Origin of the sequence: Bizionia sp. (genome assembly GCF_048259285.1) — a bacterium.
GTDB classification, from domain to species: domain Bacteria; phylum Bacteroidota; class Bacteroidia; order Flavobacteriales; family Flavobacteriaceae; genus Algorimicrobium; species Algorimicrobium hallyeonense.
Genome location: NZ_JBLXHU010000008.1, coordinates 31,553 through 57,649 on the forward strand (window position 1 = coordinate 31,553; position 26,097 = coordinate 57,649).

Here is a 26,097-nt window from a genome sequence, read left to right on the forward strand (position 1 = left end):
GTGAATTCCGAAACCCAATTAGTAGCCGATTTAAAGTCTGAAAGCAAACGTCATGTCGCTTTCAACGATTTGGTAACGCAATACAAAGAGCGACTATATTGGCATATTCGTCATTTTGTTAAATCGCACGACGATACAGATGATGTTCTGCAGAATACCTTCATAAAAATTTATCGAAATATTGATAACTTTAAAGGTGACAGCAAATTATTTTCTTGGATGTACCGGATTGCAACTAATGAAGCCTTAACATTTATAAATAAGCGCGCTAAAGAGATGCAAATTACCAATGAGGAAGTTCAGGATTTAGCAATAGCAAATTTACAAGCTGATGTGTATTTTGAAGGAGATGATATTCAACTAAAATTACAGCGAGCTATTGCTAGGTTACCCGAAAAGCAACAACTCGTTTTTAATATGAAGTACTTTCAAGATTTAAAATACAAAGACATGTCTGAAATTTTAGAAACTAGTGAAGGCGCTTTAAAAGCATCATATCACATTGCGGTTAAAAAAGTAGAGGACTACTTACTGAACGATTAAACCTTTTTAAGAAATTTGAGTCTAAACAGTAATGAAAAACAGTAAATTACATACTATAAAAAAAACAGGTTTTAAAACACCGGATAACTACTTCAAGAATTTTGAGGAAACACTTTTAAGTGAAATAGCTCTTAAGGAACAAAGTAAGGCATCGGGTTTTAAGGTACCAGAAAATTATTTTGAAACGTTCCAAGTTCCAAAACTTGATATAGTTTCAGAAGAAAAAACGGAAACAAAGGTTATTCCGCTCTTCTCTAAAAAAACCTGGCTCTACGCTGCTAGTATTGCTGCTATTGCCATTTTAGTGATAAGTTTGCCAGATTTTAATAAACCGGTTAGTTTTTCATCATTAGATAACGAAAGTATTGAAGATTATATCCTTTCAAATGATTATGAATCATCAACCTTAAACAACCTTATTATTGATCCTTCAGCTTTTGAAGATGCTATTTACACAGACGCTTTAAGCGATGTGTCATTAGAAAGTTATTTGTATAACAATTCAGAATTAGAAGACCTTGAATAAGACTAAAACATACAAAATGAAACAGACAATTTTAATATTAGCAACTGTATTGTTTAGCACAGTTGGCTTTTCACAAAATCGTGATGCCCATCATGAAAAAATTAAAACCTTAAAAGTAGCTTATATCACAGAAAAATTAAATTTGACCCAAACCGAAGCACAGAAATTCTGGCCTATATATAATAAGTTTGAGGAAGATCACAATAAACTTCGCCACGACGTATCTGATAGGCGAAAAGATATAGATATGGAAAATTTAACGGAAAGCAACGCCAAAAGTTTAATTAAGGAAATGGAATTGCTTTACGAGAAAAGATATCAGTCTTATCAGAAATACATGAAAGACTTACAAACCGTTTTACCGGCTAAAAAAGTTGTTTTACTAAAAAAAGTAGAAGATGATTTTAAACGTAAAATGTTTGAAGAATATAAAAACCGACACGGAAAGTCCAAAAACACGCCTTAATAAAAAAAGCAGCCAACTGGCTGCTTTTTTTATTAGTTTCGTTTAAAAAGAAGTTTACTAACCCTGCCTTGTCCCGATGCATAAGCAACACTATCATTTAAAAAACGAATGGAATAAAATCCTTCGTCTGACAGGTGTGTCCATGTTGTACCATTATCATTGGAATAATCCATGCCTTTAAATCCAACAGCTAGCAATTCTTTACCGTCACTATTTGGAATATACTGGACACAACTGCGATAACCAGGTTCTTTGTTTTCAGCAACTAATTCCCATGTTTTTCCGCCATCTATTGTTCTAATTTTATTAGCTGAATTATTGTCAGGCTTGGTGTAATCACCACCAATAGCAAAACCAATCATGTCATCATAAAAATCAATAGAATACATACCTGTAGTCTCTAATCCTTGAATAATAGGTGTCTGAAAAACTTCCCATGTTTCACCTTTATCTCCCGAATATAATACCGTACTTACCTTCCCACCTGTTGCAACCCAGGCCTTTGACCCTTTTACCACAATGTTGGTATTACTCGCAGCAAAAGCGGCGGAACCATTGCTTGCATCTGGCAACTTATCACACGGAATTTTTTGCCATGTATTACCACCATCTCTGGTAATAATAATACTTAAACAAGTATCTGTAGCATCACCGATGGCAATACCTTCTTGTTTATTCCAAAATGCCATAGCATCATAAAACACCTTCTCATGAACCTCTTTATATACTAATTCCATAATTCCTGAATTAGATGTTTTAAACATTAATGCGGGACTTCCTACATTCAACATAAAAAAATCTTCAGAATTATTCCCTATTGCTCGAAACTCTAAATTTAATGAGTCATGAGTCTGTTCTGAAATTAACCATTTATTCGACTCCATATCACATAACCCATAGGTATTATTATTTGCGCCAAAGGCCAAGCTTTTAGAATCTAGTATCTGTAAAGCACGAATACTCAAGGTAGAATCTTCTAATATCGTTTCAATTTCAACGCTTGAAATAGGCAACGCATATTTTTTTGAATCATTCTTACAAGCCACAATTGTTAGTACTATTAAAACTAGAAACAAATTTTTCATGATGAGTTATTTTGTATAAAAATAGAAAAGCTAAACGAATATTTAGATAAACTTCTAAAGAAATAAACTTTGTGTACCTTTGCATGCTTTTAAATAACTAAAAAGTATTTTGGAAACGTTTTAGAAAACAGTTTCGGAATGCAATACATATATACAGAATGCGATTACACAGAAACTTATGTTTTGCCGTTATAGATGGTTTAACACTAATATTTAATGAAGGGAAATATGCTGATAAAGTCATACAGCAATTATTAAAACGCGATAAACGTTGGGGAAGTCGCGATCGTGGTTTTGTAGCAGAAACAACCTACGACATTGTAAGGTGGAAACGCTTATATTCTGAAATCGCAGAGGTAAAAGAACCGTATAGCCGTGAAGATTTATGGCGTGTTTTTGCCGTATGGGCAACTTTAAGAGGTATTAAATTACCCGATTGGAAATATTTTGAAAACACACCTTCACGTAAAATTAAAGGCCGTTTTGATGAATTGTCTAAAATTAGAAAATTTAAAGAATCTATTCCAGATTGGATGGATGAGTTAGGTGTTAAAGAATTAGGCGAAGCGGCTTGGACTAAAGAAATTGCTGCTTTAAATGAGCAAGCAGATGTTGTTTTGCGTGTTAATACACTTAAAACAACCAAGGAAAAACTACAAGCTGAATTATTCGATTTAGAAATTGACACAGAATTTATCAAAGACTACCCAAACGCTTTAAGATTAAAAGAACGTGCCAATGTGTTTACATCCGATGCCTTTAAAAACGGACATTTTGAGGTGCAAGATGCATCATCTCAACTAGTTGCGGAATTTTTAAATGTGGAGCCTGGAATGCGCGTGGTAGACACCTGCGCTGGCGCCGGAGGAAAAACATTGCATATAGCATCCTTAATGGAAAATAAAGGGCAAATTATTGCATTAGATATTTATGCCAATAAACTAAATGAACTAAAACGTCGTGCCAAACGAAATGGCGCTCACAATATTGAACCAAGACATATTGATTCCACGAAAGTCATTAAAAAACTATATGATAAAGCCGATCGTGTTTTAATTGATGCACCCTGTTCTGGTTTAGGCGTTTTACGAAGAAACCCCGATGCGAAATGGAAATTAGAACCCGCATTTTTAGATAAAATAAAAATTACTCAACAAGAAATTCTTCAACAGTACTCCCGAATTGTAAAGCCTGGAGGACAAATGGTTTATGCCACCTGCTCCATTTTACCTTCTGAAAATCAGAATCAAGTTAAAACATTTTTAGCTTCCGAAGCTGGAAAAGATTTTACATTTGTAAAAGAGAATAAAGTATTAGCTTCGAAAACTGGTTTCGATGGATTTTATATGGCCTTACTTCAAAAAAAATAAAAAATTAATAGCATGAAAAAACTTTACACCCTACTCGTTTTATTAATAAGCACCGTTGCTTTTGCACAGATTCCAACTAATTATTACAATTCAGCGACTGGCACAGGATACACGCTTAAAACCCAATTAAAACGCATAATTAACACAGCAGATGACGGTTTAACACCAGAGTATTACCATAATGACCAAGGCTACAATGCTATGGATGGTTTTATTTCTACCTATGAATTAGATAATTATTATGAAGTGGGAAGTAATACTATTTTAGACCCATATTCTGAAAACCCTAATGGCCCAGACCCATACACATTTACCCCAGGAACTGACGAATGTGGCAGTTATAATAGTGAAGGTGACTGTTACAATAAAGAGCACGTAATTCCGCAATCTGTTTTTAATGAGCAAACGCCAATGCGCAGTGATGCACATGAGTTACTACCAACTGATGGCCGTGTTAATGGATTTAGAGGTAGTTTTCCGTTTGGAAGAGTGGATGATTCCAACTTAACAAACCAAAATGGTATTACAAATCCAACACAAAACGGCTCCAAATTAGGTGGAAATTTAAATAGTGGCTATTCTGCGGGATATTCAGGAACTGTTTTTGAACCAATTGATGAATTTAAAGGCGATATTGCTCGTATTCATTTCTATTTTGCAACCCGTTATGAAGATCAAGTTGCGGGTTGGGGAGGTTACGCCATGTTCAATGGGACATCGGATGTGGTTTTTGAAGAAACCTTCTTAAATATATTATTGCAATGGCACGCTATGGATCCGGTTTCCCAAAAAGAAATTGATAGAAATAATAATATTTTCTATAACCACCAATCTAATAGAAACCCGTTTGTAGATCATCCTGAATATGTAAATGCTATCTGGAACCCAACGCCAGATACAGAAGCACCTTCCATGCCTACTAACTTAATTGCATCTAATCCAACCGATAATACTATTGATTTAAACTGGACCGCTGCAACTGATAATGTTGCCGTTACTTCTTACGATATTTATGTTGAAGGCATTAATTCTTTTAATACATCGGGCACCAATTTTACAGTTCCTGGTTTAACACCAGACACCAACTATTGCTTTACAATTAAAGCCAAAGATGCAGCAGGAAATGAATCAGGTTTTAGTAACCAAGCTTGCGAAACTACAACAGACAATGGTGTGGGTGTTAATTGCATGGCGGAAACGTTTGAGAGTATTCCTGCAAACGCTGGTAGTTACGTTACCAGAACCTGGACAGGTGACAATGGTGGCGACTGGACGGCAACAAAAGCCAGAACAGATCAAACTATTACCAATAGAGCTATAACTATTAGAGACGGAAGCCTCACAGCTCCAACTACAACTGGAGGTATAGGTAGTTTTACCGTAACCACAAAACGTGTATTTGGAGGTACAAGTGGAACGTTCAATTTAAAAGTGAATAATACAATTGTAGGCACTATTCCTTATGGCGATCAAGATGTTGCACAAACTATTACTATTCCAAATATAAATATTGAAGGTTCTGTTTCAATTGTTATTGATGATAATAGTGGCCCTGATAATAGGGTTGCTTTCGATGATTTATCTTGGACATGTTATACGAATTTAAGCACGGACGATTTTACGATTTCGAATATTAATATGTACCCTAACCCTGTAAAAAACAGTTTAAACATTAACTTAAATTACCCGAACCAAACGCAAATAGACATTTACAATGTACTTGGTAAAAAGGTAATCTCTAAAGTTATCTACAAATCGGACATAATTAATACCGAACAGTTAAGTAGTGGTATGTACATTGTGCGGATTAAACAAAATGAAACTACAATAAGCAAAAAGCTCATTAAAAAATAATTTCAAAAAGCGACTTTAACAAGTCGCTTTTTTTATGGTTAATAACAGCGTGGATAACTCGGCATTTTCAATAATAGAAATAGTAATTATTACGTTGAAAAAAAGTAAATTTGCATTTTAAACAACCTGCCAGACGAATAGAAAGGCAACTATAACTCATACATAATGATTCATTTCTTCGGAAACCAAAACAGCAAAATATTTGCTGTTCAAGCAACAAAAGAATTATCAACCGAAACCATATCTAAATTAGTGTGGTTATTTGGCAACCAACCAAAAATAGAACAAGCATCTCTAGATGCTTTTTTTGTTGGACCTCGCGCTGCCATGATTACACCTTGGAGTACCAATGCTGTGGAAATCACGCAAAACATGGGTATTGAAGGTATTATCCGTATTGAAGAGTTTCAAGCAACTGATGAAGATTTCAAGGATTATGATCCTATGATTTCGGAAAAATACAACGGGTTACATCAAGATTCTTTCTCTATTGATATTAAGCCAGAAGCTATTTTAAATATTGATAATATTTCGGCTTACAACCATCAAGAAGGACTCGCTTTAAATGATGAAGAAATAGCATACCTAGAAGGCGTTTCCAAAAAAATAGGCAGACCATTAACCGATTCAGAAGTTTTTGGTTTTTCGCAAGTAAATTCGGAGCATTGTCGCCATAAAATCTTCAATGGCACTTTTGTAATTGATGGTGAAGAAAAACCAAGCTCACTTTTTAAATTAATAAAAGAAACATCTAAACAACATCCAAACTCCATTGTTTCAGCATATAAAGATAACGTGGCTTTTGTAAAAGGCCCACGAGTAGAACAGTTTGCACCTAAAACGGCTGACAAACCTGATTTTTACCAAATAAAAGAATTTGATTCTGTTATTTCACTTAAGGCAGAAACACACAATTTCCCAACAACGGTTGAGCCTTTTAATGGAGCTGCAACAGGTTCAGGTGGTGAAATTCGCGATCGATTAGCAGGTGGAAAAGGCTCATTACCATTGGCTGGAACAGCTGTTTATATGACAGCCTATTCCCGATTGGAAGAAAAGAGATTTTGGGAAGAAAAAATGGAAGCACGTCCTTGGTTGTACCAAACACCAATGGATATTTTAATTAAAGCCTCTAATGGTGCTTCAGATTTTGGAAACAAATTTGGACAACCACTTATTTGTGGTTCTGTGCTAACATTTGAACACGAAGAAAACACAGCATCTAGTAATGCAAAAGCAAGGAAACTGGGCTATGATAAAGTTATCATGCAAGCTGGTGGCATTGGTTATGGCAAAGCAGATCAAGCAATAAAAGACACACCAAAAGAAGGCGACAAAATAGTTATTCTTGGTGGAGAAAACTACCGAATTGGCATGGGTGGCGCAGCCGTTTCATCAGCAGATACGGGAGAGTTTTCTTCAGGAATTGAATTAAATGCTGTTCAGCGTTCCAACCCAGAAATGCAAAAACGTGCTGCAAATGCAGTTCGTGGCATGGTGGAAAGTGATGAGAATTTTATTGTTTCTATTCACGATCATGGTGCTGGTGGTCACTTAAATTGTTTAAGTGAATTGGTTGAAGACACTGGAGGTAAAATTAATTTAGATAAATTACCTGTTGGAGATCCTACCCTTTCGGCTAAAGAAATTATTGGAAACGAGTCTCAAGAACGAATGGGATTAGTGATATCTGACAAACATATTGAAACCTTACAAAAAATTGCAGAACGTGAGCGTTCGCCAATGTACACGGTTGGCGATGTTACTGGTGATGACCGTTTTACGTTTGAATCTAAAACCACTGGCGAAAAACCTATGGATTTAGCCTTGGCAGATATGTTTGGAAGCTCTCCTAAAACCATCATGACAGATAATACGGTTGTCAGAAAATATAAGAATCCAAGATATAAATCGAAAAACGTACTCATCTATTTAGATCAAGTTTTACAGTTAGAAGCTGTGGCTTGTAAAGATTGGTTAACTAATAAAGTAGATCGTTGTGTTGGAGGAAAAGTAGCCAAGCAACAATGTGCTGGCCCCTTACAATTGCCCTTGAATAACTGTGGCGTTATGGCTTTGGATTATAAAGGAAAAGAAGGCATTGCAACATCTGTTGGTCATGCACCTATTTCAGGATTAATTTCACCAAAAGCTGGCAGTAGAAATGCCATTACAGAATCGCTTACCAATATTATTTGGGCGCCTTTAAAAGATGGATTAGAAAGTGTTTCATTGTCTGCCAACTGGATGTGGCCTTGTAAAAATGAAGGTGAAGATGCACGGCTATATGAAGCTGTTGAAGCGGTTTCAGAATTTGCCATCGATTTAGGAATTAATGTTCCCACTGGAAAAGATTCACTTTCCATGAAGCAAAAATATCCAAATGAAGACGTTATTTCCCCTGGAACGGTTATTATTTCAGCTGCTGGAAATTGTAATGATATTACCAAAGTTGTAGAGCCTGTTTTTCAAAAAAATGCGGGAAACATCTATTATATCAACATTTCTCAAGATGATTTTAAATTAGGTGGAAGTTCATTCAACCAAACCTTAAATGCCATTGGAAATGAAACACCAGATGTAACAAATCCAGAATTTGTAAAAACCGTTTTTAATACTATTCAGGATTTAATTAAAGCTGACAAAATTGTTGCAGGACATGATGTAGCTTCAGGTGGTTTAATTACAACACTTTTAGAAATGTGTTTTGCAGATGTGAATTTAGGAGCCGAATTAAATCTAACGGACTTGGCTGAAACAGATTCTATCAAGCTCTTTTTCTCTGAAAATGCAGGAATTGTTTTTCAAGCAGCTGATGATTCAATTGAACAGATATTAACAGATGCAAATATTGAATTCTTCAATATAGGAACCATTCAAGAAAGTGATGTGTTAAGCATTATTAATGATGATGAAGTTTTCACATTAACCATTTCAAGACTACGTGATGTTTGGTATAAAACATCTTTCCTATTGGATCAAAAACAAACGGCAAACGGTTTGGCACAAGACAGATTTGATAATTATAAAAACCAACCATTAGAATATATATTCCCTAAACATTTTATTGGGAAACTTCCTGCCATTCAGAACGCTAGTGAAGAATCTCGCCCAAAAGCCGCTATTCTACGAGAAAAAGGTTCAAACTCTGAACGCGAAATGGCTAACGCCATGTATTTAGCTGGATTTGATGTGAAGGATGTTCATATGACCGATTTAATTTCTGGTCGTGAAACACTTGAAGATATTCAATTTATTGGAGCTGTTGGTGGTTTTTCAAATTCAGATGTATTAGGTTCTGCTAAAGGTTGGGCAGGTGCTTTTAAATACAATGAAAAAGCCAACACAGCTTTAAAGAATTTCTTTAAACGTGAAGACACACTTTCTGTTGGTATTTGCAATGGCGCACAACTTTGGATGGAACTGGAATTGGTTAATCCAGACCATGATACACATGGAAAATTAACGTATAATAATTCCAAAAAACACGAAAGTTCATTTACTTCTGTGGAAATCCAAAAGAACAATTCTGTTATGTTATCCAGTTTAGAAGGCTGCAAATTAGGCGTTTGGATATCTCATGGCGAAGGTAAATTTAGTCTACCTAACAAGGAGAAAGATTATAACATTGTTGCTAAATATGGCTACGAAGGTTATCCTGCAAATCCTAATGGTTCAGATTTTAATACGGCTATGATGTGTGATAAAACAGGAAGACATTTAGTAACCATGCCGCATATTGAGCGCTCAACATTCCAATGGAACTGGGCAAATTATCCAGAAGGCCGAAAAGATGAAGTGTCTCCTTGGCTAGAAGCATTTGAAAATGCTAAAAAATGGATTATGAATAAATAATTTAAAAGTATAATTAATTACTAATCAAGGAGCTTGGATATTTCAAGCTCCTTTTTTTCTGTAGTCATTTTAATATCAGTTTTTTTTCATAATTTGCAAGTCTTCAAACTTCATATAAACATGACTCAAATTACCAGGATTTTTGATTTTCCACAACATCAGTTGGAAACATACAATTTAGATAAGGCATTAACTTCCAAAAAAAATGGTAAATGGGAATCTATTTCCTCACAAGAATATGTGGATCAGTCAAATGCTATTAGTCGTGGGTTACTGCGTTTAGGCGTACAACCTAATGATAAAATTGCTATAATTTCAACCACAAACAGAACGGAATGGAATGTAATGGATATAGGTATTTTACAAATTGGCGCTCAAAATGTGCCTATTTATCCAACGATTTCCAAGGAAGATTATGAATATATTTTAAATCATTCTGGCGCCACTTATTGCTTTGTTTCGGATGGGGATATTTTAGAAAAATTAAATGACATTAAGGGTCAAACAAAATTAAAGGCGGTTTACACATTTGATGATGTGGTGAATGAAAATAGCTGGAATGACATTTTAGAATTAGGTAAGGACACCAGCAATCAATCTGAAGTTGATGCCCGTAAATTGGCTGTAAAAAGTGAAGATTTAGCAACTCTAATATACACATCGGGAACTACAGGAAGACCAAAAGGCGTTATGTTATCTCATAAAAATTTAGTCTCCAATGTATTGAATAGTGAAAAACGAGTACCGTTTGATTATGGTCATTCTAAATCATTGAGCTTCCTTCCTGTTTGTCACGTTTTTGAACGGATGATTTTGTACCTATACCAATATTGTGGTGTGGAAATTTATTTTGCCGAATCTATCGAGAAAATGAGTGATAACCTCAAAGAAATTAAACCAAATGTAATGACCGCTGTACCGCGTCTTTATGAAAAGGTTTTTGACAAAATTGTCGCTAAAGGTGGTGAATTATCAGGAATTAAAAAGGCACTTTTCTTTTGGGCTGTAGATTTAGGATTAAAATACGAACCATATGGCGCTAATGGTTGGTGGTATGAAACCCAACTAAAATTAGCTAGAAAATTAATTTTTAGTAAATGGAAAGAAGGATTAGGAGGTCAATTGGATTTAATGGTATCCGGTAGCGCGGCATTGCAACCGCGATTAACACGTGTTTTTGCAGCAGCTGAAATGCCAATCATGGAAGGTTATGGCTTAACAGAAACCTCTCCCGTAATTTCCGTAAACGATATGAGAGACGGCGGTTTTCGCGTCGGAACCGTTGGTCGCGTTATTGATCAGGTCCATGTGAAAATTGCAGACGACGGTGAAATTTTAGTTAAAGGACCAAATGTGATGATGGGCTATTTTAAAGATCCTGAAAAAACAAAAGAAGTCATGACAGATGACTATTTCCACACGGGCGATATTGGCGAAATTGATCCAGATGGTTTCCTAAAAATTACAGATAGAAAAAAAGAAATGTTTAAAACGTCTGGTGGTAAATATGTAGCTCCAGCACTATTAGAAAATAAATTTAAACAATCACGGTTTATTGAGCAAATCATGGTTATTGGTGAAGGTGAAAAAATGCCAGCTGCTTTAATTCAAATCAATTATGAATTTGTTGAGGAATGGGCAAAACGACATAATCATCCGTTAAAATCTAAAGACGATATTCCTTCAAATCAAATTTTACGCGATCGTATTCAAGAAGAAATAGATGAAGCCAACCAAAAGTTTGGCCATTGGGAACAAATTAAAAAGTTTGAAATAACACCCGATGCATGGACCATAGAAGGCGGACACTTAACGCCTACCATGAAAATGAAACGAAAGGTTATTAAAGAAATCTATAAAGACCTCATCGAAAAAATATACCGTCCTTAAATAACAAACTCCTAATTCTTTAGGAGTTTTTTTTGTCCAATAGCAATGTTAAAATTTTCCAATTTGTTATGCGTGCATAATAAATTTTTACTATATTTGGTTTCCAATAAGTAAATATGAAGGATAAAACCATCGATTATATATTTAGAACCACATGGTTAGCTATTAATAAAATGTATAACGAAGAGGCAGCAAAATTTGAGACAAGTATGTCTACCGGATTTGCATTATTAAGTATAGACCCTGAACACGGCACGGCAAGTACATCATTAGGTCCTAAAATGGGCATGGAAGCTACAAGCCTTTCTAGAACTTTGAAAATCATGCAGGATAAAGGACTTATAGAGAGAAAACCAAACCCTGAAGATGGTCGTGGTGTTATTATTCACTTAACCGAATTTGGTCGTGAAAAACGGGCCTATTCAAGAGAAAAAGTTTTAACGTTTAATGAAGCTATTCGTAAAAATGTTTCAGCAGAAAAACTAGAAAGCTTTTATGAAGTTGCAGACATTATCAATAACATGATATCTAACAAGAAAATTTACAACCAAAAAGAACACAATCCTAAATAATATGAGTAAACGTAGAATAAAAAAAGTAGCAGTTATTGGCTCTGGAATTATGGGAAGCGGCATTGCTTGCCATTTTGCCAATATTGGTGTCGATGTCCTTTTATTAGACATTGTTCCTAGAGAATTAACCGCTAAAGAAGAAGCTAAAAAACTAACTTTAAATGATAAAGAAGTTAGAAACCGCATCGTTAATGATTCATTAACAGCCGCTTTAAAATCTAAACCCTCTCCTATTTATCATCAAAAATTTGCCAGCCGCATTACTACAGGTAATTTGGAAGACGATATTGCAAAGGTAAAAGATGTAGATTGGATTATTGAGGTTGTTGTTGAACGTCTTGATATTAAGAAGCAAGTTTTTGAAAACCTGGAAAAACACAGAACGCCAGGTACTTTAATTACATCTAATACCTCGGGTATTCCTATTCACTTTATGAGTGAAGGTCGTAGTGAAGATTTCCAAAAACACTTTTGTGGAACACACTTTTTCAACCCAGCACGTTACTTAAAATTATTTGAAATTATTCCTGGTCCAAAAACAGATCAAGCGGTATTGGACTTCTTGAATGAGTACGGTGAAAAGTTTTTAGGTAAAACATCCGTTATAGCTAAAGATACACCAGCCTTTATTGGAAATAGAGTGGGAATATTTAGTATCCAAAGTTTATTTCACGCTGTTAAAGATTTAGATTTAACTATTGAAGAAGTAGACAAACTATCTGGACCCGTTATTGGCCGTCCAAAATCGGCAACCTTCCGTACAGTAGATGTTGTTGGATTAGACACTTTAGTACACGTTGCTAACGGAATTAGAGAAAATTGTCTTAAAGATGAACGTTTAGAGTTGTTTGAATTACCAGATTTCATCAATACCATGATGGAAAACAAATGGTTAGGAAGTAAAACAGGTCAAGGGTTTTATAAGAAGGTAAGAAAAGATGATGGATCTTCAGAAATTCTGTCACTGGACTTAAACACATTAGAATATAGAGAAAAAAAACGCGCGAACTTTGCAACCTTGGAATTAACCAAAACCGTTGATAAAGTTATTGATCGTTTTAAAATTCTTGTAAAAGGAAAAGATAAAGCGGGTGAATTTTACCGTAAGAGTTTTGCGGCATTATTCGCTTACGTCTCTAATCGTATTCCTGAAATAGCAGATGATCTATACAAAATTGACGATGCTATGAAAGCAGGCTTCGGTTGGGAACATGGACCTTTCCAAATTTGGGACGCTATTGGTGTTGAAAACGGAATTGAAATGATGAAAGCTGAAGGTTTAGAGCCTAATGCTTGGGTGAATGACATGTTAGCATCAGGAAACAAATCTTTCTACACAGTAAAAGAAGGTGCTACTTACGCTTATGATATTCCGAAGAAAGCGCAGGTGAAAATTCCGGGACAAGATAGTTTTATCATTTTAGATAATATTAGAAAATCCAATGAAGTCTTTAAAAATTCAGGCGTTGTTATTGAAGATTTAGGAGATGGCATCTTAAACTGCGAATTCCAAAGCAAAATGAACACCATTGGTGGCGATGTTTTAGCTGGCCTTAATAAAGCGATAGATTTAGCTGAAAAAGATTTTGACGGATTAGTTATTGGAAATCAAGCCGCTAACTTCTCTGTGGGCGCAAATATAGGAATGATTTTCATGATGGCTGCCGAACAAGAGTATGATGAATTAAATATGGCTATCAAATATTTCCAAGATACCATGATGCGCATGCGCTATTCTTCAATCCCTACAATTTCTGCACCTCACGGTATGGCTTTAGGTGGTGGATGTGAATTATCGCTTCATGCTGATAAAGTAGTTGCAGCAGCAGAAACTTATATGGGACTTGTAGAGTTTGGTGTTGGTGTTATTCCTGGTGGTGGAGGTTCTAAAGAAATGGCTTTAAGAGCTCAAGATCTTTTCGAAAAAGGCGATGTCCAATTAAATATTCTACAAGAGCATTTCTTAACCATTGGTATGGCTAAAGTATCAACTTCTGCTTATGAAGCTTTCGACTTAAACCTGCTACAAAAAGGTAAAGATGTGGTTGTGGTAAATAAGGACCGACAAATTGCCGTTGCTAAACAACATGCCAAATTAATGGCAGATTCAGGTTATACGCAACCGGTAAAACGTACAGACATTAAAGTTCTTGGAAAACAAGCTTTAGGAATGTTTTTAGTAGGAACAGACTCCATGCAAGACAGCAACTATATTAGCGAACACGATATGAAAATAGCTAATAAGTTGGCGTATGTAATGGCAGGTGGAGATTTATCTGAACCAACATTAGTAAACGAACAATATCTATTGGATTTAGAGCGTGAGGCATTTTTATCACTTTGTACGGAACGTAAAACATTAGAACGTATTCAGCACATGTTGAAAACAGGAAAACCATTAAGAAACTAAAAAAATGAAACAAGCATATATAGTAAAAGCATATAGAACAGCCGTTGGGAAAGCTCCAAAAGGTGTGTTCCGTTTTAAAAGAACAGACGAATTAGCTGCAGAAACCATCAAATACATGATGAAAGAACTGCCTAATTTAGATCCAAAACGCATTGACGATGTTATAGTAGGTAATGCTATGCCAGAAGGTTCACAAGGTTTAAACATGGCACGACTAATCTCTTTAATGGGATTAGATATTGTTGATGTTCCTGGTGTTACTGTAAACCGTTTTTGTTCATCTGGAATAGAAACAATAGGAATGGCAACGGCTAAAATTCAAGCTGGAATGGGCGACTGTATTATTGCAGGAGGTGCAGAAAGCATGAGTTCGGTTCCTATGACAGGTTTTAAACCAGAATTAAATTATGACCTTGTTAAATCTGGTCATGAGGATTATTATTGGGGAATGGGAAATACGGCTGAGGCCGTAGCCCAGCAATTCAACGTATCTCGTGAAGATCAAGATGAGTTTGCATATCATTCACATATGAAAGCTTTAAGAGCACAAGCTGAAAATCGCTTTCAAGATCAAATAGTACCTATAGAAGTTGAACAAACCTATGTAGATGCTAATGGTAAAAAGGCCACAAAATCATATACGGTAACCAAAGATGAAGGACCACGTGCAGGGACAAGTAAAGAAGCTTTAGCAAAATTACGAGCGGTATTTGCTGCTGGTGGAAGTGTAACTGCTGGAAACTCATCGCAAATGAGTGATGGTGCTGCCTTTGTTATGGTTATGAGTGAGGATATGGTTAAAGAATTAGGTTTAGAACCCATTGCGCGTTTAGTAAACTATGCTGCTGCTGGTGTTGAACCTCGTATTATGGGTATTGGTCCTGTAAAAGCTATTCCAAAAGCATTAAAACAAGCTGGTTTACAACAGTCAGATTTGGAGCTCATAGAATTGAATGAAGCCTTTGCTTCTCAATCATTAGCGGTAATTAGAGAATTAGACTTAAATCCAGATATCATTAATGTAAATGGAGGCGCCATTGCTTTAGGTCATCCACTAGGTTGTACTGGTGCCAAATTATCAGTTCAGTTATTTGATGAAATGCGCAAACGCAACATGGCCGGTAAATATGGCGCTGTAACCATGTGCGTAGGAACAGGACAAGGTGCTTGTGGAATTTTTGAATTCCTGAAATAAACACGTTATAAAACCCAGTCTAAAAAATTAGACGTAACCAGAAATTAAATCAACAAAATACAGTTTAGAATTTAGTTACTAGCTGTTTAGAATCAACAAAAAAATGGAAGCAAAAAAAGATAAAGACATCCTAAGAGGTGGCCAATTTCTTGTAAAAGAAACGAATTGCGAAGATGTGTTCACACCTGAAGATTTTTCAGAAGAACAAACAATGATGAAAGAATCGGTTAAAGAATTTAATGACCGAGAAATTATTCCTCATAAAAACCGCTTTGAAGCAAAAGATTTTGCCTTAACGGAAGAAGTTATGAAAAAAGCTGGTGATATGGGCTTTTTAAGTGTTGCTGTTCCCGAAGAATACGGTGGAATGGGCATGGGCTTTGTATCTACTGTTTTAACTTGCGACTATATTTCAAGTGGAACCGGATCTTTTAGTACCGCATTTGGCGCACATACTGGAATTGGAACAATGCCAATTACACTTTACGGAACTGAAGAACAAAAACAAAAATACGTACCAAAATTAGCCTCGGGTGAATGGTTTGGCGCATATTGCTTAACAGAACCAGGTGCTGGATCGGATGCCAATTCTGGAAAAACAACCGCTACCCTATCTAATGATGGAAAATCGTATAAAATTAACGGTCAGAAAATGTGGATTTCAAACGCAGGCTTTTGTCACTTAATGATTGTTTTTGCCCGAATAGAGGATGATAAAAATATTACAGGTTTCATTGTAGAATATGACAAAGAAAACCCAAATGGCATTACTCTAGGTGAAGAAGAACATAAATTAGGAATTCGCGCCAGTTCTACACGTCAAGTTTTCTTTAGTGATACAGTTGTATCTGCTGAAAATATGTTAGCAGGTCGTGGTGAAGGTTTCAAAATTGCAATGAATGCTCTTAACGTTGGTCGTATTAAATTAGCTGCGGCATGTTTAGATTCGCAACGTCGTATTTTAACAACAGCCGTTACGTATGCTAATGAACGTAAACAATTTAACACACGTATTTCAGACTTTGGAGCTATTAAAGTGAAATTAGCTGAAATGGCAGCCAGTGCTTATGCTGGTGAATCGGCAACATATAGAGCGTCTAAAAACATTGAAGATCGTATTGCTTTGCGTCAAGCCGCTGGAAATTCGCACCAAGAAGCGGAATTAAAAGGTGTTGAAGAGTATGCTATTGAATGTTCTATTTTAAAAGTAGCTGTTTCTGAAGATGTTCAGAATGCTGCTGATGAAGGCATTCAAATTTTTGGTGGTATGGGATTCTCGGAAGAGACACCTATGGAAGCCGCCTGGAGAGATGCACGTATTGCTCGTATTTACGAAGGTACAAACGAAATCAACCGGATGTTAGCTGTTGGTATGCTTGTTAAAAAAGCCATGAAAGGTCATGTTGATTTATTAGGCCCTGCTCAAAAGGTACAGGATGAATTAATGGGAATACCGTCATTTGATACACCAGATTATTCTGAATTATTTTCGGAAGAAAAGGAAATGATTAAGAAACTGAAGAAAACATTCTTAATGGTTGCTGGTGGAGCCGTTCAAAAATTTGGTCCAGATTTAGAAGCACATCAACAATTATTAATTGCTGCTGCTGATATTTTAATCGAAATTTATATGGCAGAATCGGCTATATTAAGAACCGAAAAGAATGCGAAACGCTTTGGTGAAAACGCCCAATCTGCGCAAATTGCTATGGCCAAATTATATTTATATCACGCCGTGGATATCGTAGAAGAAAAAGGAAAAGAAAGTATTATTTCTTTTGCTGAAGGTGATGAACAACGTATGATGCTTATGGGCTTAAAACGTTTTACTAAATATGCAAATTATCCAGATATTGTAGATTTACGTAAAGAAATTGCTGAAAAAGTAAAAGAAGAAGAGAAATATTGTTTTTAAGTATAGATTAAGTTTAGTTAGAAGCGAAAAGCCGTTCCGAAATTCGGAACGGCTTTTCTTTTTATGTATTTTTATTGAAAATTTTTCATAATGAAAACATCCATATACTTTTTAGCCATAGTATTAATCCCATTTACATTATTCAGTCAAGGTTTACTTCAAGAAAAAAACACCTTTACACATCAAGACACGCTTCGTGGTTCCATAACACCAGAACGCGAATGGTGGGATTTAAACTATTATCATTTAGATATTTCTGTAGATCCAGATACCAAATTTATTAAAGGAAAAAACACGGTTAAATACACCGTTTTAAAACCATATGCCGTTATGCAAATCGATTTACAAGAACCTTTATATATAACCAAGGTCACACAAAATGGCAAGGAATTGAAAGCATCGCGTGATGGTAATGCCTATTTTATCGGATTGATTGATAAACAAATTCTTGGCTCCAACAATGCTATTGAAATACACTACGAAGGCCATCCAAAAGAAGCCATTCGTGCACCGTGGGATGGTGGTTTTTCATGGAAAAAAGATACTAACGGCAATCATTTTGTAGCCACATCTTGTCAAGGTCTAGGCGCTAGTATTTGGTGGCCGAACAAAGACCACATGTATGACGAGGTGGATAGCATGGATATTAGTGTCACGGTTCCTAAAGGACTAATGAATGTCTCTAACGGTCGTTTACAGAGTATTGTTCAAAATAAAACAACCACAACATATAATTGGGCTGTAAAAAATCCGATTAATAATTATGGTGTGAATGTAAATATTGGTGATTATGTACATTTTTCCGAAGTATATTCAGGTGAAAATGGGCCTTTGGATATGGATTATTATGTACTCCGTGATAATTTAGAAAAAGCAAAAGCACATTTTAAAGATGCGCCTCGCATGATGGAAGCCTTTGAGCATTGGTTTGGACCATATCCATTTTATGAGGATGGTTTTAAATTAGTGGAAGTTCCGTATTTAGGCATGGAGCACCAAAGTTCTGTAACCTATGGGAATCACTTTAAAATGGGGTATTTAGGTAACGATTTATCGGAATCTGGTTGGGGCTTAAAATTCGATTTTATCATTATTCATGAAGCGGGACACGAATGGTTCGCCAATAATATCACGAATAAAGATATTGCCGATATGTGGATTCACGAGGGGTTTACCTCCTATTCTGAAAATTTATTTGTCGATTATTTTTATGGCAAAGAAGCCTCTGCCGATTACGTGATTGGTACCCGAAAACGCATTCAAAATGATAGACCTTTAATAGGAACTTATAATGTAAATAAAGAAGGCTCTGGTGATATGTATTACAAAGGAGCTAATATGTTGCACACCTTGCGACAATTAATTGCTGATGACGAAAAATGGCGCCATATTTTACGTGGATTAAACAAAACGTTTTACCATCAAACCGTAACAACCCAACAGATTGAGGATTATATTAGTGAAAAATCTGGAATAGATTTAACCGCATTTTTTAATCAATATTTACGTCAGTCACAAATTCCTAATTTGGAATATAGTATTAGCAATGGTAGTTTAAAATACCGCTGGAATCATGTTGTTGCCAATTTTGATATGCCTATCCAAGTAACTTTTAATAATAAAGAACAGTGGCTTTATCCAACTACCGAATGGAAAACAACGCCTATTTCCGATGAAAAATTGATAGTTGATAACGATTTTTACGTGCAAGTTTCTAAATTATAAGTTTTAAATTTTTTTTGAATTTGCCTTAACATAGCTTTAAGAGAAAGAAGCAAACAATAACTTATTTTCGCATGTCCCATAACTACTAAACTTGAAAGAAAAACGTAAAAAATTAGCAAAACAATCACGATGGTATCGTAAAATGCATCGCTTTATTGCTATGCCCTTGGTTGTATTTATGTTTATTCTTGGAGCTACAGGCCTACTCCTTACTTGGAAAGATGAGTTACAACTAAAACCAAAGTCTCAAAAAGCAATAAATCAACAATTGGAATTGATTAGTTTGGATAGTATTCAAGCTATTGCCATCAATTATGTAAACTTACAGAACTTACCATCTGAAATAAACCGAATTGATTACAGACCCTCTAAAGGCATTTCCAAAATACGCTTTGAAACCCATTTCACTGAAATTCAAATTGATTGTTATTCGGGTGCTATTCTTTCAGACAAAACTCGAACGGCTGATATTATTGAAATGATACATGATGGTTCCATTCTGGATTATCTTTTTGGAAATCAGTCCAAACCTATAAAATTATTTTATTCAACCATTAGCTCATTTGGCTTGATGCTATTAGCTTTTACGGGATTTTGGTTGTGGCTAAAACCGAAACAGATTAAAATGAAAAAACGATCAAATTGACCGCTTTTTCATTTTTAATTAACACCTATTTTTATAAATCACTAATGAAACTACCATAGGGATCTTTAAACTGTAGTCCTTCTGTAAAGCGGTATTTGCTCAATAACTTATGTTCCACTAAAGCCCAAAGCACAAATTCTTTCACGAAATAACTTTCTTTTTTGGAAAGTTTTGGTTGGTGTTCACCTATTAAATCATCTAAAGGTGATACGGATTCTAATAATGATTTATACGCCTTATCCCGTAAATCGTCTAGCAATTCAAATTCATCCGTGTTATTAAAAAACCAAGATACAATAGGATCATACGGGCTTTCTTCATTTTGTTTTCGGAGTTTTTCTATCTTCGGAAAAAACTCGGGAAATAAACTTTTAACGGCGTCACCAATTAAATTATAAGCCACTTGGGCTGCGCCTTCCTGTTCGCCTTCGTAAACCAATTCTACTTTTCCTGTAATGGCAGGAATAATTCCAAGAAAATCAGATAATCGTACCGTTGTTTTAGCATCGCCTGCTTTTAGCGCACGTAATTCAGCCGTACTTAATAAATTCTCAAAAGCTGTAATACTCAATCTAGCACTAACACCACTTTTTTCATCAATAAAATCGCTTTCACGGGCTTCAAAAACTATTTGTTCTAATAAATCTTTAGCCAATTCTGGTACATGAATATTTTCTTTTTGGCGTAAATCGGATTTAGCTTCTTGCTGTGTAATCCGTTTAGCCGTTTCAATATCATCTGGATAGTGTGTTAATATTTGAGAACCAATTCTATCTTTCAATGGTGTAATAATGCTACCCCGATTGGTATAATCTTCAGGATTTGCGGTAAAAACGAACTGCATATCTAAAGGTAATCGCAATTTAAATCCACGAATTTGAATATCGCCTTCCTGCAAAATATTAAATAAGGCTACTTGTATTCTAGCTTGTAAATCTGGCAACTCATTAATAACAAAAATACAGCGATTTGCACGTGGAATCATGCCATAATGAATGACACGATCATCAGCATAACTCAACTTTAAATTGGCTGCTTTTATAGGATCTACATCACCAATAATATCGGCTACCGTAACATCAGGTGTCGCTAATTTTTCGGCAAAACGCTCACTTCTATGCATCCAAGAAATTGGGGTGTTATCACCTTTTTCATTAATTAATTCTTTGGCGTATCGGGAAATTGGATTCAAAGGATCATCATTTATTTCAGAACCTTCAACAACGGGAATATATTCATCTAACAAAGTGAGCATTAAACGCGCTAAACGGGTTTTTGCTTGTCCACGGAGTCCTAATAGGTTAATATTGTGTCGTGATAAAATAGCACGTTGTAATTCGGGGATAACTGTATTTTCATACCCATGAATTCCTGTAAAAATAGGCTCCTTACGTTTAATTTTTTCAATTAAATTGTCTCGTAATTCATCTTTTATGGATCGCGATGTATAACCTGATTTTTTTAATGCGCCTAATGTACTTATGTTTTCTATTTTCATATTTCTTTGTTTAGATTAGAGAAAGAAGACATTATTTAAGTTTAATAATGCTTTCTCTTTTCGTTTTTTGTCTTTTAATTATCCCTTAATTCGTTTCTTTCTATTACTTTCATAATCTTCAAAAATCATTTCGCCTAAACCTTTTAAGCCTGTATAAAATGCTTTCCCTTGATTTGCTTTTGTAAATTCTTCAACAAACTGCATTAAATAGGGATCTTGAGCAATCATAAAAGTAGTAATGGGAATATGTAATTTTCTGGCTTGTTGCGCCATAGCATAACATTTATTAGTAATGTGTGGATTTAAACCATTACTATCTTTATAATAAGTGCCATCTGGTAACCTTAAGCAACTGGGTTTGCCGTCTGTAATCATAAATATTTGCTTGTTCGTATTTCGTTTTCGTCTCAACAAATTCATAGCCAATTGTAATCCTGCCACTGTATTGGTATGATAAGGTCCCACAGTTAAATACGGTAAATCCTTAATTTTAATTGGCCACGCATCGTTTCCAAAAACCAAAATATCAAGTGTATCTTTTGGATAGCGTGTGGTAATTAATTCTGCCAATGCCATGGCCACTTTTTTGGCTGGTGTAATCCGATCCTCACCATATAAAATCATACTATGGCTAATATCAATCATTAAAATGGTGCTCATTTGCGATTTATGCGTGGTTTCTTCAACCACTAAATCATCTTCGGTTAAATTAAAATTTCCTATCCCATTATTAATTTGGGCATTCCGAAGACTTTCCGTAATATTCACTTTATCCACGCCATCACCAAACTGGTAATTTCTAAAATCTCCTGTATGCTCATCTCCTATTCCAAGACCTTTACTTTTATGATTACCGCTTCCACTCTTTTTTAAATTTCCAAAAATTTGGGCTAAAGCAGATTGTCTAATAGCACGTTCCGTTTTTGCGGTAATGGCTGTCCCTTTTTTACCATCCAGACGAATTTCCTCACGAATGTAGCCTTTCGCTTTTAAATCTTCAATAAAGTCTTCAATGGTGTAATCGGGCGTTGTTAACTTGTATTCTTCATCCAATTGTTTTAACCAATCTATTGCTTCATCAAAATCACCCGATGTATGGGTAATCAGCTCTTTAAAAATATCAAAAAGTTTCTCAAACGGACTTTGTGAAGGCGATTCATATTGTGTAAATACGAAGCCTTTTCTGTGTGTATTTTCTTTTTTCATGCATCATAAAATTACGACAATTTTCACTCAAATATTAGGGCCTTAACATCTATTTAAGTTTTCTTGCTTAACTTTAAGGCAAACTAAACCACCACTTATGAAAAAACGATTTCTTCTATTATTCCTATTTATATCAATTTCAGGGTTTACGCAAGATTTCAACCTCGATTTAGTAAAAAACATGAAACCCAGAAATATTGGTCCTGGTGGCATGTCTGGGCGTGTAACTGCTATTGATGTTGTTCATTCCAATCCAAACATAATGTTTGTTGGTACGGCTTCCGGCGGTTTATGGAAATCGACTTCAGGTGGCATAAAGTGGGATCCTATTTTCGATCATGAAGTTACAGCATCTATTGGTGCGGTTGCTATTCAGCAATCAAACCCGAGTGTTATTTGGGTTGGTACTGGTGAAGGGAATCCTAGAAACAGTTTAAATGGTGGGTATGGAATTTACAAATCTTTGGATGGTGGCAAAAACTGGCAAGCTATGGGTTTAGAGAAAACACGACATATTCATCGTGTGGTTATTGACCCAACAAATCCGAATGTGGTTTATGCCGCTGCCATTGGCTCACCTTGGGGTGAACATCCAGAACGCGGAGTTTATAAAACGACGGATGGTGGAAAAACATGGGAAAACATTCTCTTTGCCAATAATAAAACGGGTGCTGCCGATTTAATTATGGATCCAACCAATCCCAACAAATTAATTGCTGCCATGTGGGAACACAAACGCGATCCTTGGTTTTTTAATTCAGGAGGTGAAGGTTCGGGCATGCACATTACCTTTGATGGCGGTGATACGTGGAAAAAAATAACCGAAGATGAAGGATTTCCTTCCGGGAATTTAGGAAGGATAGGTGTTGCCATTGCGCCAAGTAAACCAGGTGTTATTTATGCTTTGGTTGAGGCAAAAAAAAATGCACTTTACAAAAGTGAAGATGGCGGCTTTACATGGCGCAAAATTAATGACAAAAATGATATTGGCGATAGACCATTCTATTATTCTGAAATATATGTGGATCCGCAGAATGAAAATCGCGTGTATTCGGTTTTTACCTATGTAAATGTCAGTCAGGATGGTGGAAAAAGCTTTCAAAGACTCATGCCTACGTATGGTGTAGATAATGGAGTTCATCCAGATCATCACGCTTGGTGGATGCACCCTGAAGATGGTAGTTTTATGATTGATGGTAACGACGGTGGCTTGAATATTACCCATGATGGTGGTGACACTTGGCGTTTTATAGGAAATCTTCCCGTTGCTCAATTTTATCATATAAATGTTGATAATGATTTTCCTTATAACGTATATGGAGGGATGCAAGACAATGGTTCTTGGCGTGGACCAGCTTATGTTTGGCGTGCACAAGGCATTAGAAATAGTTATTGGCAAGAAATTAGTTTTGGTGATGGTTTTGATGTGGTGCCAGACAAAGACGATTCGCGTTACGGTTGGACTATGAGTCAAGAAGGTTCCGTAAGTCGGTATGATTGGGAAACTGGAAGTAATTACACGGTAAAACCCATCCATCCAGATCCGAATGTAAAATTACGTTTCAATTGGAATTCAGCAATTAACATAGATCCCTTTAATAATAGCACCATTTATTTTGGCAGTCAATTTGTCCACAAATCAACTGACAAAGGCGAAACTTGGACTATTATTTCAGACGATTTAACAACCAACGATCCTGAAAAACTCAAACAAAATGAAAGTGGTGGTTTAACCATGGATGCAACTGGAGCTGAAAACCATTGTACTATTTTGGTAATAGAACCCTCACCTATTGAAAGCAACATGCTTTGGGTTAGTACCGATGATGGTCGTGTTCACATTACCCTAAATGGTGGCGAAACCTGGTCTGACGTATCCAAAAACATCAAAGGGTTACCAGCTGGTAGCTGGATTCCACAGATTAAAGCATCGAATAAAAATAAGGGTGAAGCGTTACTGATTGCGAATGATTACAGACGTTTTAACTATGAGCCTTATGCTTATAGAACTACTAATTACGGGAAAACGTGGACGCGTATTGTTAATGCAGACGATGTAGAAAGCTACACACTGTCAATTATTGAAGATTTAGAAGAACCCAATTTACTATTTTTAGGAACAGATGATGGTTTATATATATCTATAGACGCTGGAAACAAATGGACAAAATGGACCGAAGGTTTCCCAACAGTATCGGTTAAGGATTTAGTGATTCAACCAAGAGAACACGATTTAGTAATTGGTACCTTTGGTCGTGCAGCATGGGTTTTGGATGATATTAGACCCTTACGAGCCATGGCAAAAAACAAGCAAATGCTCAACGCAGATTTAGAATTGTTTAGTCCTCCAATTGCCTATCAAGCCACTTACCAACAACCAACCGGAAGTCGTTTTGGAGCAGATGCTACGTATCATGGTGAAAATCGCAGTTATGGTGCTGAACTCTCCTATTTCGTGAAAGTAGATTCAATTAAAGCGAAAGAACAAAAAGAACAAAAACTAAAAGAATCATCTGAAGCAGAAGATCAGACAGAAGTTTCACTTGATGACGAAGATACTTCAGAAGTCGAAGAGAAATCTATGGCCACCAAGGACACCATCACCTTACAGTTTTATGATGGCGACAGACTAATTAGAACCTTAAAACGTAAAACACCTAAAGAAACAGGAGTTCATAAATGGACGTGGTATATGGATGAAGCTGGTGTTCCTCGTGCATCCAGATCCATTAGAAAACAAACAAGCGAATCGGGTGGTGTTTCGGTTAAGCCTGGAACATACCGTGTGGTCATGACTTATGGAACGGAAACGTCTGAAAAAAATATTGAAGTTAAATCAGATCCGCGATTAAATGTTACACAAGCTAATATGGATGCCATTTATAATACATCTAAACGTTTAGAAGTGCTCCAAGAAAAAATGGCAAATGCTGTAAAACAGCTTGTTGAAAGCAAGCAGATTGCCGATAAATATGCATCAGATTTAAAAAAATTAAATAAAGAAAAATACAAGGATGCCATAAAACAGTCTAAAGAGGTTTCTGAACAGGCAGATGAACTTATCAACCTATATTTAGGAAAACCAGATAAGCGTCAAGGTATTACGAATTCAGATGATATTCCCGTAAGTAGTAGATTAGGAACAGCAGGTTGGTATTCTAGATCTCGTAAAAATGGGATAACAACTACTGAAGACACCTTGATAAAACACGCAGAAGACGCCCTTAACGAAGCTATTAATAAAACAAATGCTTTCTATAAAGAATCTTGGAGAACCTATCAATCTGAAATGGAAAAACTACAACTCAACCCTTTTAAACCTGTTAAAATGTTTTAAAGAA

17 protein-coding genes are annotated in these 26,097 nt (G+C 35.7%); 14 read left to right on the forward strand and 3 right to left on the reverse strand.

From position 1 onward, the window contains the following. From ACN0QX_RS05885 to ACN0QX_RS05895, 3 genes are read left to right on the forward strand one after another with little or no spacing between them, the layout of a single operon-like run. Entirely contained in the window at positions 1–543 is a 543-nt protein-coding gene (locus tag ACN0QX_RS05885; protein ID WP_248400466.1) for an RNA polymerase sigma factor, read from the forward strand. 31 nt (positions 544–574) lie between these two features. Next, positions 575–1,069 (forward strand): hypothetical protein, encoded by a 495-nt coding sequence (locus ACN0QX_RS05890; RefSeq protein ID WP_248400468.1) that lies wholly within the window; start codon positions 575–577, stop codon positions 1,067–1,069. Positions 1,070–1,085: 16 nt separating this feature from the next. After that, on the forward strand, positions 1,086–1,535 hold the full coding sequence (locus ACN0QX_RS05895) for a sensor of ECF-type sigma factor (protein WP_417195859.1): 450 nt from the start codon (positions 1,086–1,088) through the stop codon (positions 1,533–1,535). Between the two features lie 32 nt (positions 1,536–1,567). Here the strand turns inward: ACN0QX_RS05895 and ACN0QX_RS05900 are convergent, their stop codons facing one another. Beyond that, positions 1,568–2,620: a WD40/YVTN/BNR-like repeat-containing protein gene (locus ACN0QX_RS05900; protein WP_417195860.1), complete on the reverse strand. Its 1,053-nt coding sequence runs from the start codon at positions 2,618–2,620 to the stop codon at positions 1,568–1,570. A gap of 158 nt (positions 2,621–2,778) precedes the next feature. On the opposite strand from ACN0QX_RS05900, the gene ACN0QX_RS05905 reads away from it, so the two are divergent. From ACN0QX_RS05905 to ACN0QX_RS05950, 10 genes are all read left to right on the forward strand, one after another. Then, positions 2,779–3,990, forward strand: a complete 1,212-nt coding sequence (locus ACN0QX_RS05905) for an RsmB/NOP family class I SAM-dependent RNA methyltransferase (RefSeq protein ID WP_417195861.1) — start codon at positions 2,779–2,781, stop codon at positions 3,988–3,990. A 12-nt stretch (positions 3,991–4,002) separates the two neighbouring features. Continuing rightward, on the forward strand, positions 4,003–5,844 hold the full coding sequence (locus tag ACN0QX_RS05910) for an endonuclease (protein WP_417195862.1): 1,842 nt from the start codon (positions 4,003–4,005) through the stop codon (positions 5,842–5,844). Between the two features lie 165 nt (positions 5,845–6,009). Continuing rightward, positions 6,010–9,699 (forward strand): phosphoribosylformylglycinamidine synthase, encoded by a 3,690-nt coding sequence (gene purL, locus ACN0QX_RS05915; RefSeq protein WP_417195863.1) that lies wholly within the window; start codon positions 6,010–6,012, stop codon positions 9,697–9,699. Between the two features lie 120 nt (positions 9,700–9,819). Then, the gene (locus ACN0QX_RS05920) at positions 9,820–11,589 is read left to right on the forward strand and encodes an AMP-dependent synthetase/ligase (protein WP_417195864.1); all 1,770 of its coding nucleotides are present in this window, start codon (positions 9,820–9,822) and stop codon (positions 11,587–11,589) included. A gap of 116 nt (positions 11,590–11,705) precedes the next feature. After that, positions 11,706–12,161, forward strand: coding sequence for a MarR family winged helix-turn-helix transcriptional regulator (locus tag ACN0QX_RS05925; protein WP_248400478.1), 456 nt, complete (start codon positions 11,706–11,708; stop codon positions 12,159–12,161). A gap of 1 nt (position 12,162) precedes the next feature. Continuing rightward, entirely contained in the window at positions 12,163–14,571 is a 2,409-nt protein-coding gene (locus ACN0QX_RS05930; RefSeq protein WP_417195865.1) for a 3-hydroxyacyl-CoA dehydrogenase/enoyl-CoA hydratase family protein, read from the forward strand. A gap of 4 nt (positions 14,572–14,575) precedes the next feature. Beyond that, positions 14,576–15,766, forward strand: a complete 1,191-nt coding sequence (locus ACN0QX_RS05935; RefSeq protein WP_417195866.1) for an acetyl-CoA C-acyltransferase — start codon at positions 14,576–14,578, stop codon at positions 15,764–15,766. 103 nt (positions 15,767–15,869) lie between these two features. Continuing rightward, on the forward strand, positions 15,870–17,681 hold the full coding sequence (locus tag ACN0QX_RS05940) for an acyl-CoA dehydrogenase family protein (protein WP_417195867.1): 1,812 nt from the start codon (positions 15,870–15,872) through the stop codon (positions 17,679–17,681). 90 nt (positions 17,682–17,771) lie between these two features. After that, on the forward strand, positions 17,772–19,406 hold the full coding sequence (locus ACN0QX_RS05945) for a M1 family metallopeptidase (protein WP_417195868.1): 1,635 nt from the start codon (positions 17,772–17,774) through the stop codon (positions 19,404–19,406). Positions 19,407–19,497: 91 nt separating this feature from the next. Further along, positions 19,498–20,052, forward strand: coding sequence for a PepSY domain-containing protein (locus ACN0QX_RS05950; protein WP_417195869.1), 555 nt, complete (start codon positions 19,498–19,500; stop codon positions 20,050–20,052). A gap of 31 nt (positions 20,053–20,083) precedes the next feature. Here the strand turns inward: ACN0QX_RS05950 and ACN0QX_RS05955 are convergent, their stop codons facing one another. Both ACN0QX_RS05955 and ACN0QX_RS05960 read right to left on the reverse strand, forming a co-directional pair. Further along, complete coding sequence (locus ACN0QX_RS05955; protein ID WP_417195870.1) at positions 20,084–21,550, reverse strand: magnesium chelatase; 1,467 nt, start codon at positions 21,548–21,550, stop codon at positions 20,084–20,086. Positions 21,551–21,628: 78 nt separating this feature from the next. After that, on the reverse strand, positions 21,629–22,756 hold the full coding sequence (locus ACN0QX_RS05960; protein WP_417195871.1) for a vWA domain-containing protein: 1,128 nt from the start codon (positions 22,754–22,756) through the stop codon (positions 21,629–21,631). Between the two features lie 97 nt (positions 22,757–22,853). On the opposite strand from ACN0QX_RS05960, the gene ACN0QX_RS05965 reads away from it, so the two are divergent. Further along, positions 22,854–26,093, forward strand: a complete 3,240-nt coding sequence (locus ACN0QX_RS05965; protein WP_417195872.1) for a VPS10 domain-containing protein — start codon at positions 22,854–22,856, stop codon at positions 26,091–26,093. Positions 26,094–26,097 lie beyond the last annotated feature (4 nt).

What these genes read in the sequence shown, in the direction of transcription:
- ACN0QX_RS05890 (WP_248400468.1), top strand. Translation starts at nt 575, where the DNA reads ATGAAAAACAGTAAATTACATACTATAAAAAAAACAGGTTTTAAAACA.
- ACN0QX_RS05895 (WP_417195859.1), top strand. Translation starts at nt 1,086, where the DNA reads ATGAAACAGACAATTTTAATATTAGCAACTGTATTGTTTAGCACAGTT.
- ACN0QX_RS05900 (WP_417195860.1), bottom strand. Translation starts at nt 2,620, where the DNA reads ATGAAAAATTTGTTTCTAGTTTTAATAGTACTAACAATTGTGGCTTGT.
- ACN0QX_RS05905 (WP_417195861.1), top strand. Translation starts at nt 2,779, where the DNA reads ATGCGATTACACAGAAACTTATGTTTTGCCGTTATAGATGGTTTAACA.
- ACN0QX_RS05910 (WP_417195862.1), top strand. Translation starts at nt 4,003, where the DNA reads ATGAAAAAACTTTACACCCTACTCGTTTTATTAATAAGCACCGTTGCT.
- purL (WP_417195863.1), top strand. Translation starts at nt 6,010, where the DNA reads ATGATTCATTTCTTCGGAAACCAAAACAGCAAAATATTTGCTGTTCAA.
- ACN0QX_RS05920 (WP_417195864.1), top strand. Translation starts at nt 9,820, where the DNA reads ATGACTCAAATTACCAGGATTTTTGATTTTCCACAACATCAGTTGGAA.
- ACN0QX_RS05925 (WP_248400478.1), top strand. Translation starts at nt 11,706, where the DNA reads ATGAAGGATAAAACCATCGATTATATATTTAGAACCACATGGTTAGCT.
- ACN0QX_RS05930 (WP_417195865.1), top strand. Translation starts at nt 12,163, where the DNA reads ATGAGTAAACGTAGAATAAAAAAAGTAGCAGTTATTGGCTCTGGAATT.
- ACN0QX_RS05935 (WP_417195866.1), top strand. Translation starts at nt 14,576, where the DNA reads ATGAAACAAGCATATATAGTAAAAGCATATAGAACAGCCGTTGGGAAA.
- ACN0QX_RS05940 (WP_417195867.1), top strand. Translation starts at nt 15,870, where the DNA reads ATGGAAGCAAAAAAAGATAAAGACATCCTAAGAGGTGGCCAATTTCTT.
- ACN0QX_RS05945 (WP_417195868.1), top strand. Translation starts at nt 17,772, where the DNA reads ATGAAAACATCCATATACTTTTTAGCCATAGTATTAATCCCATTTACA.
- ACN0QX_RS05955 (WP_417195870.1), bottom strand. Translation starts at nt 21,550, where the DNA reads ATGAAAATAGAAAACATAAGTACATTAGGCGCATTAAAAAAATCAGGT.
- ACN0QX_RS05960 (WP_417195871.1), bottom strand. Translation starts at nt 22,756, where the DNA reads ATGAAAAAAGAAAATACACACAGAAAAGGCTTCGTATTTACACAATAT.
- ACN0QX_RS05965 (WP_417195872.1), top strand. Translation starts at nt 22,854, where the DNA reads ATGAAAAAACGATTTCTTCTATTATTCCTATTTATATCAATTTCAGGG.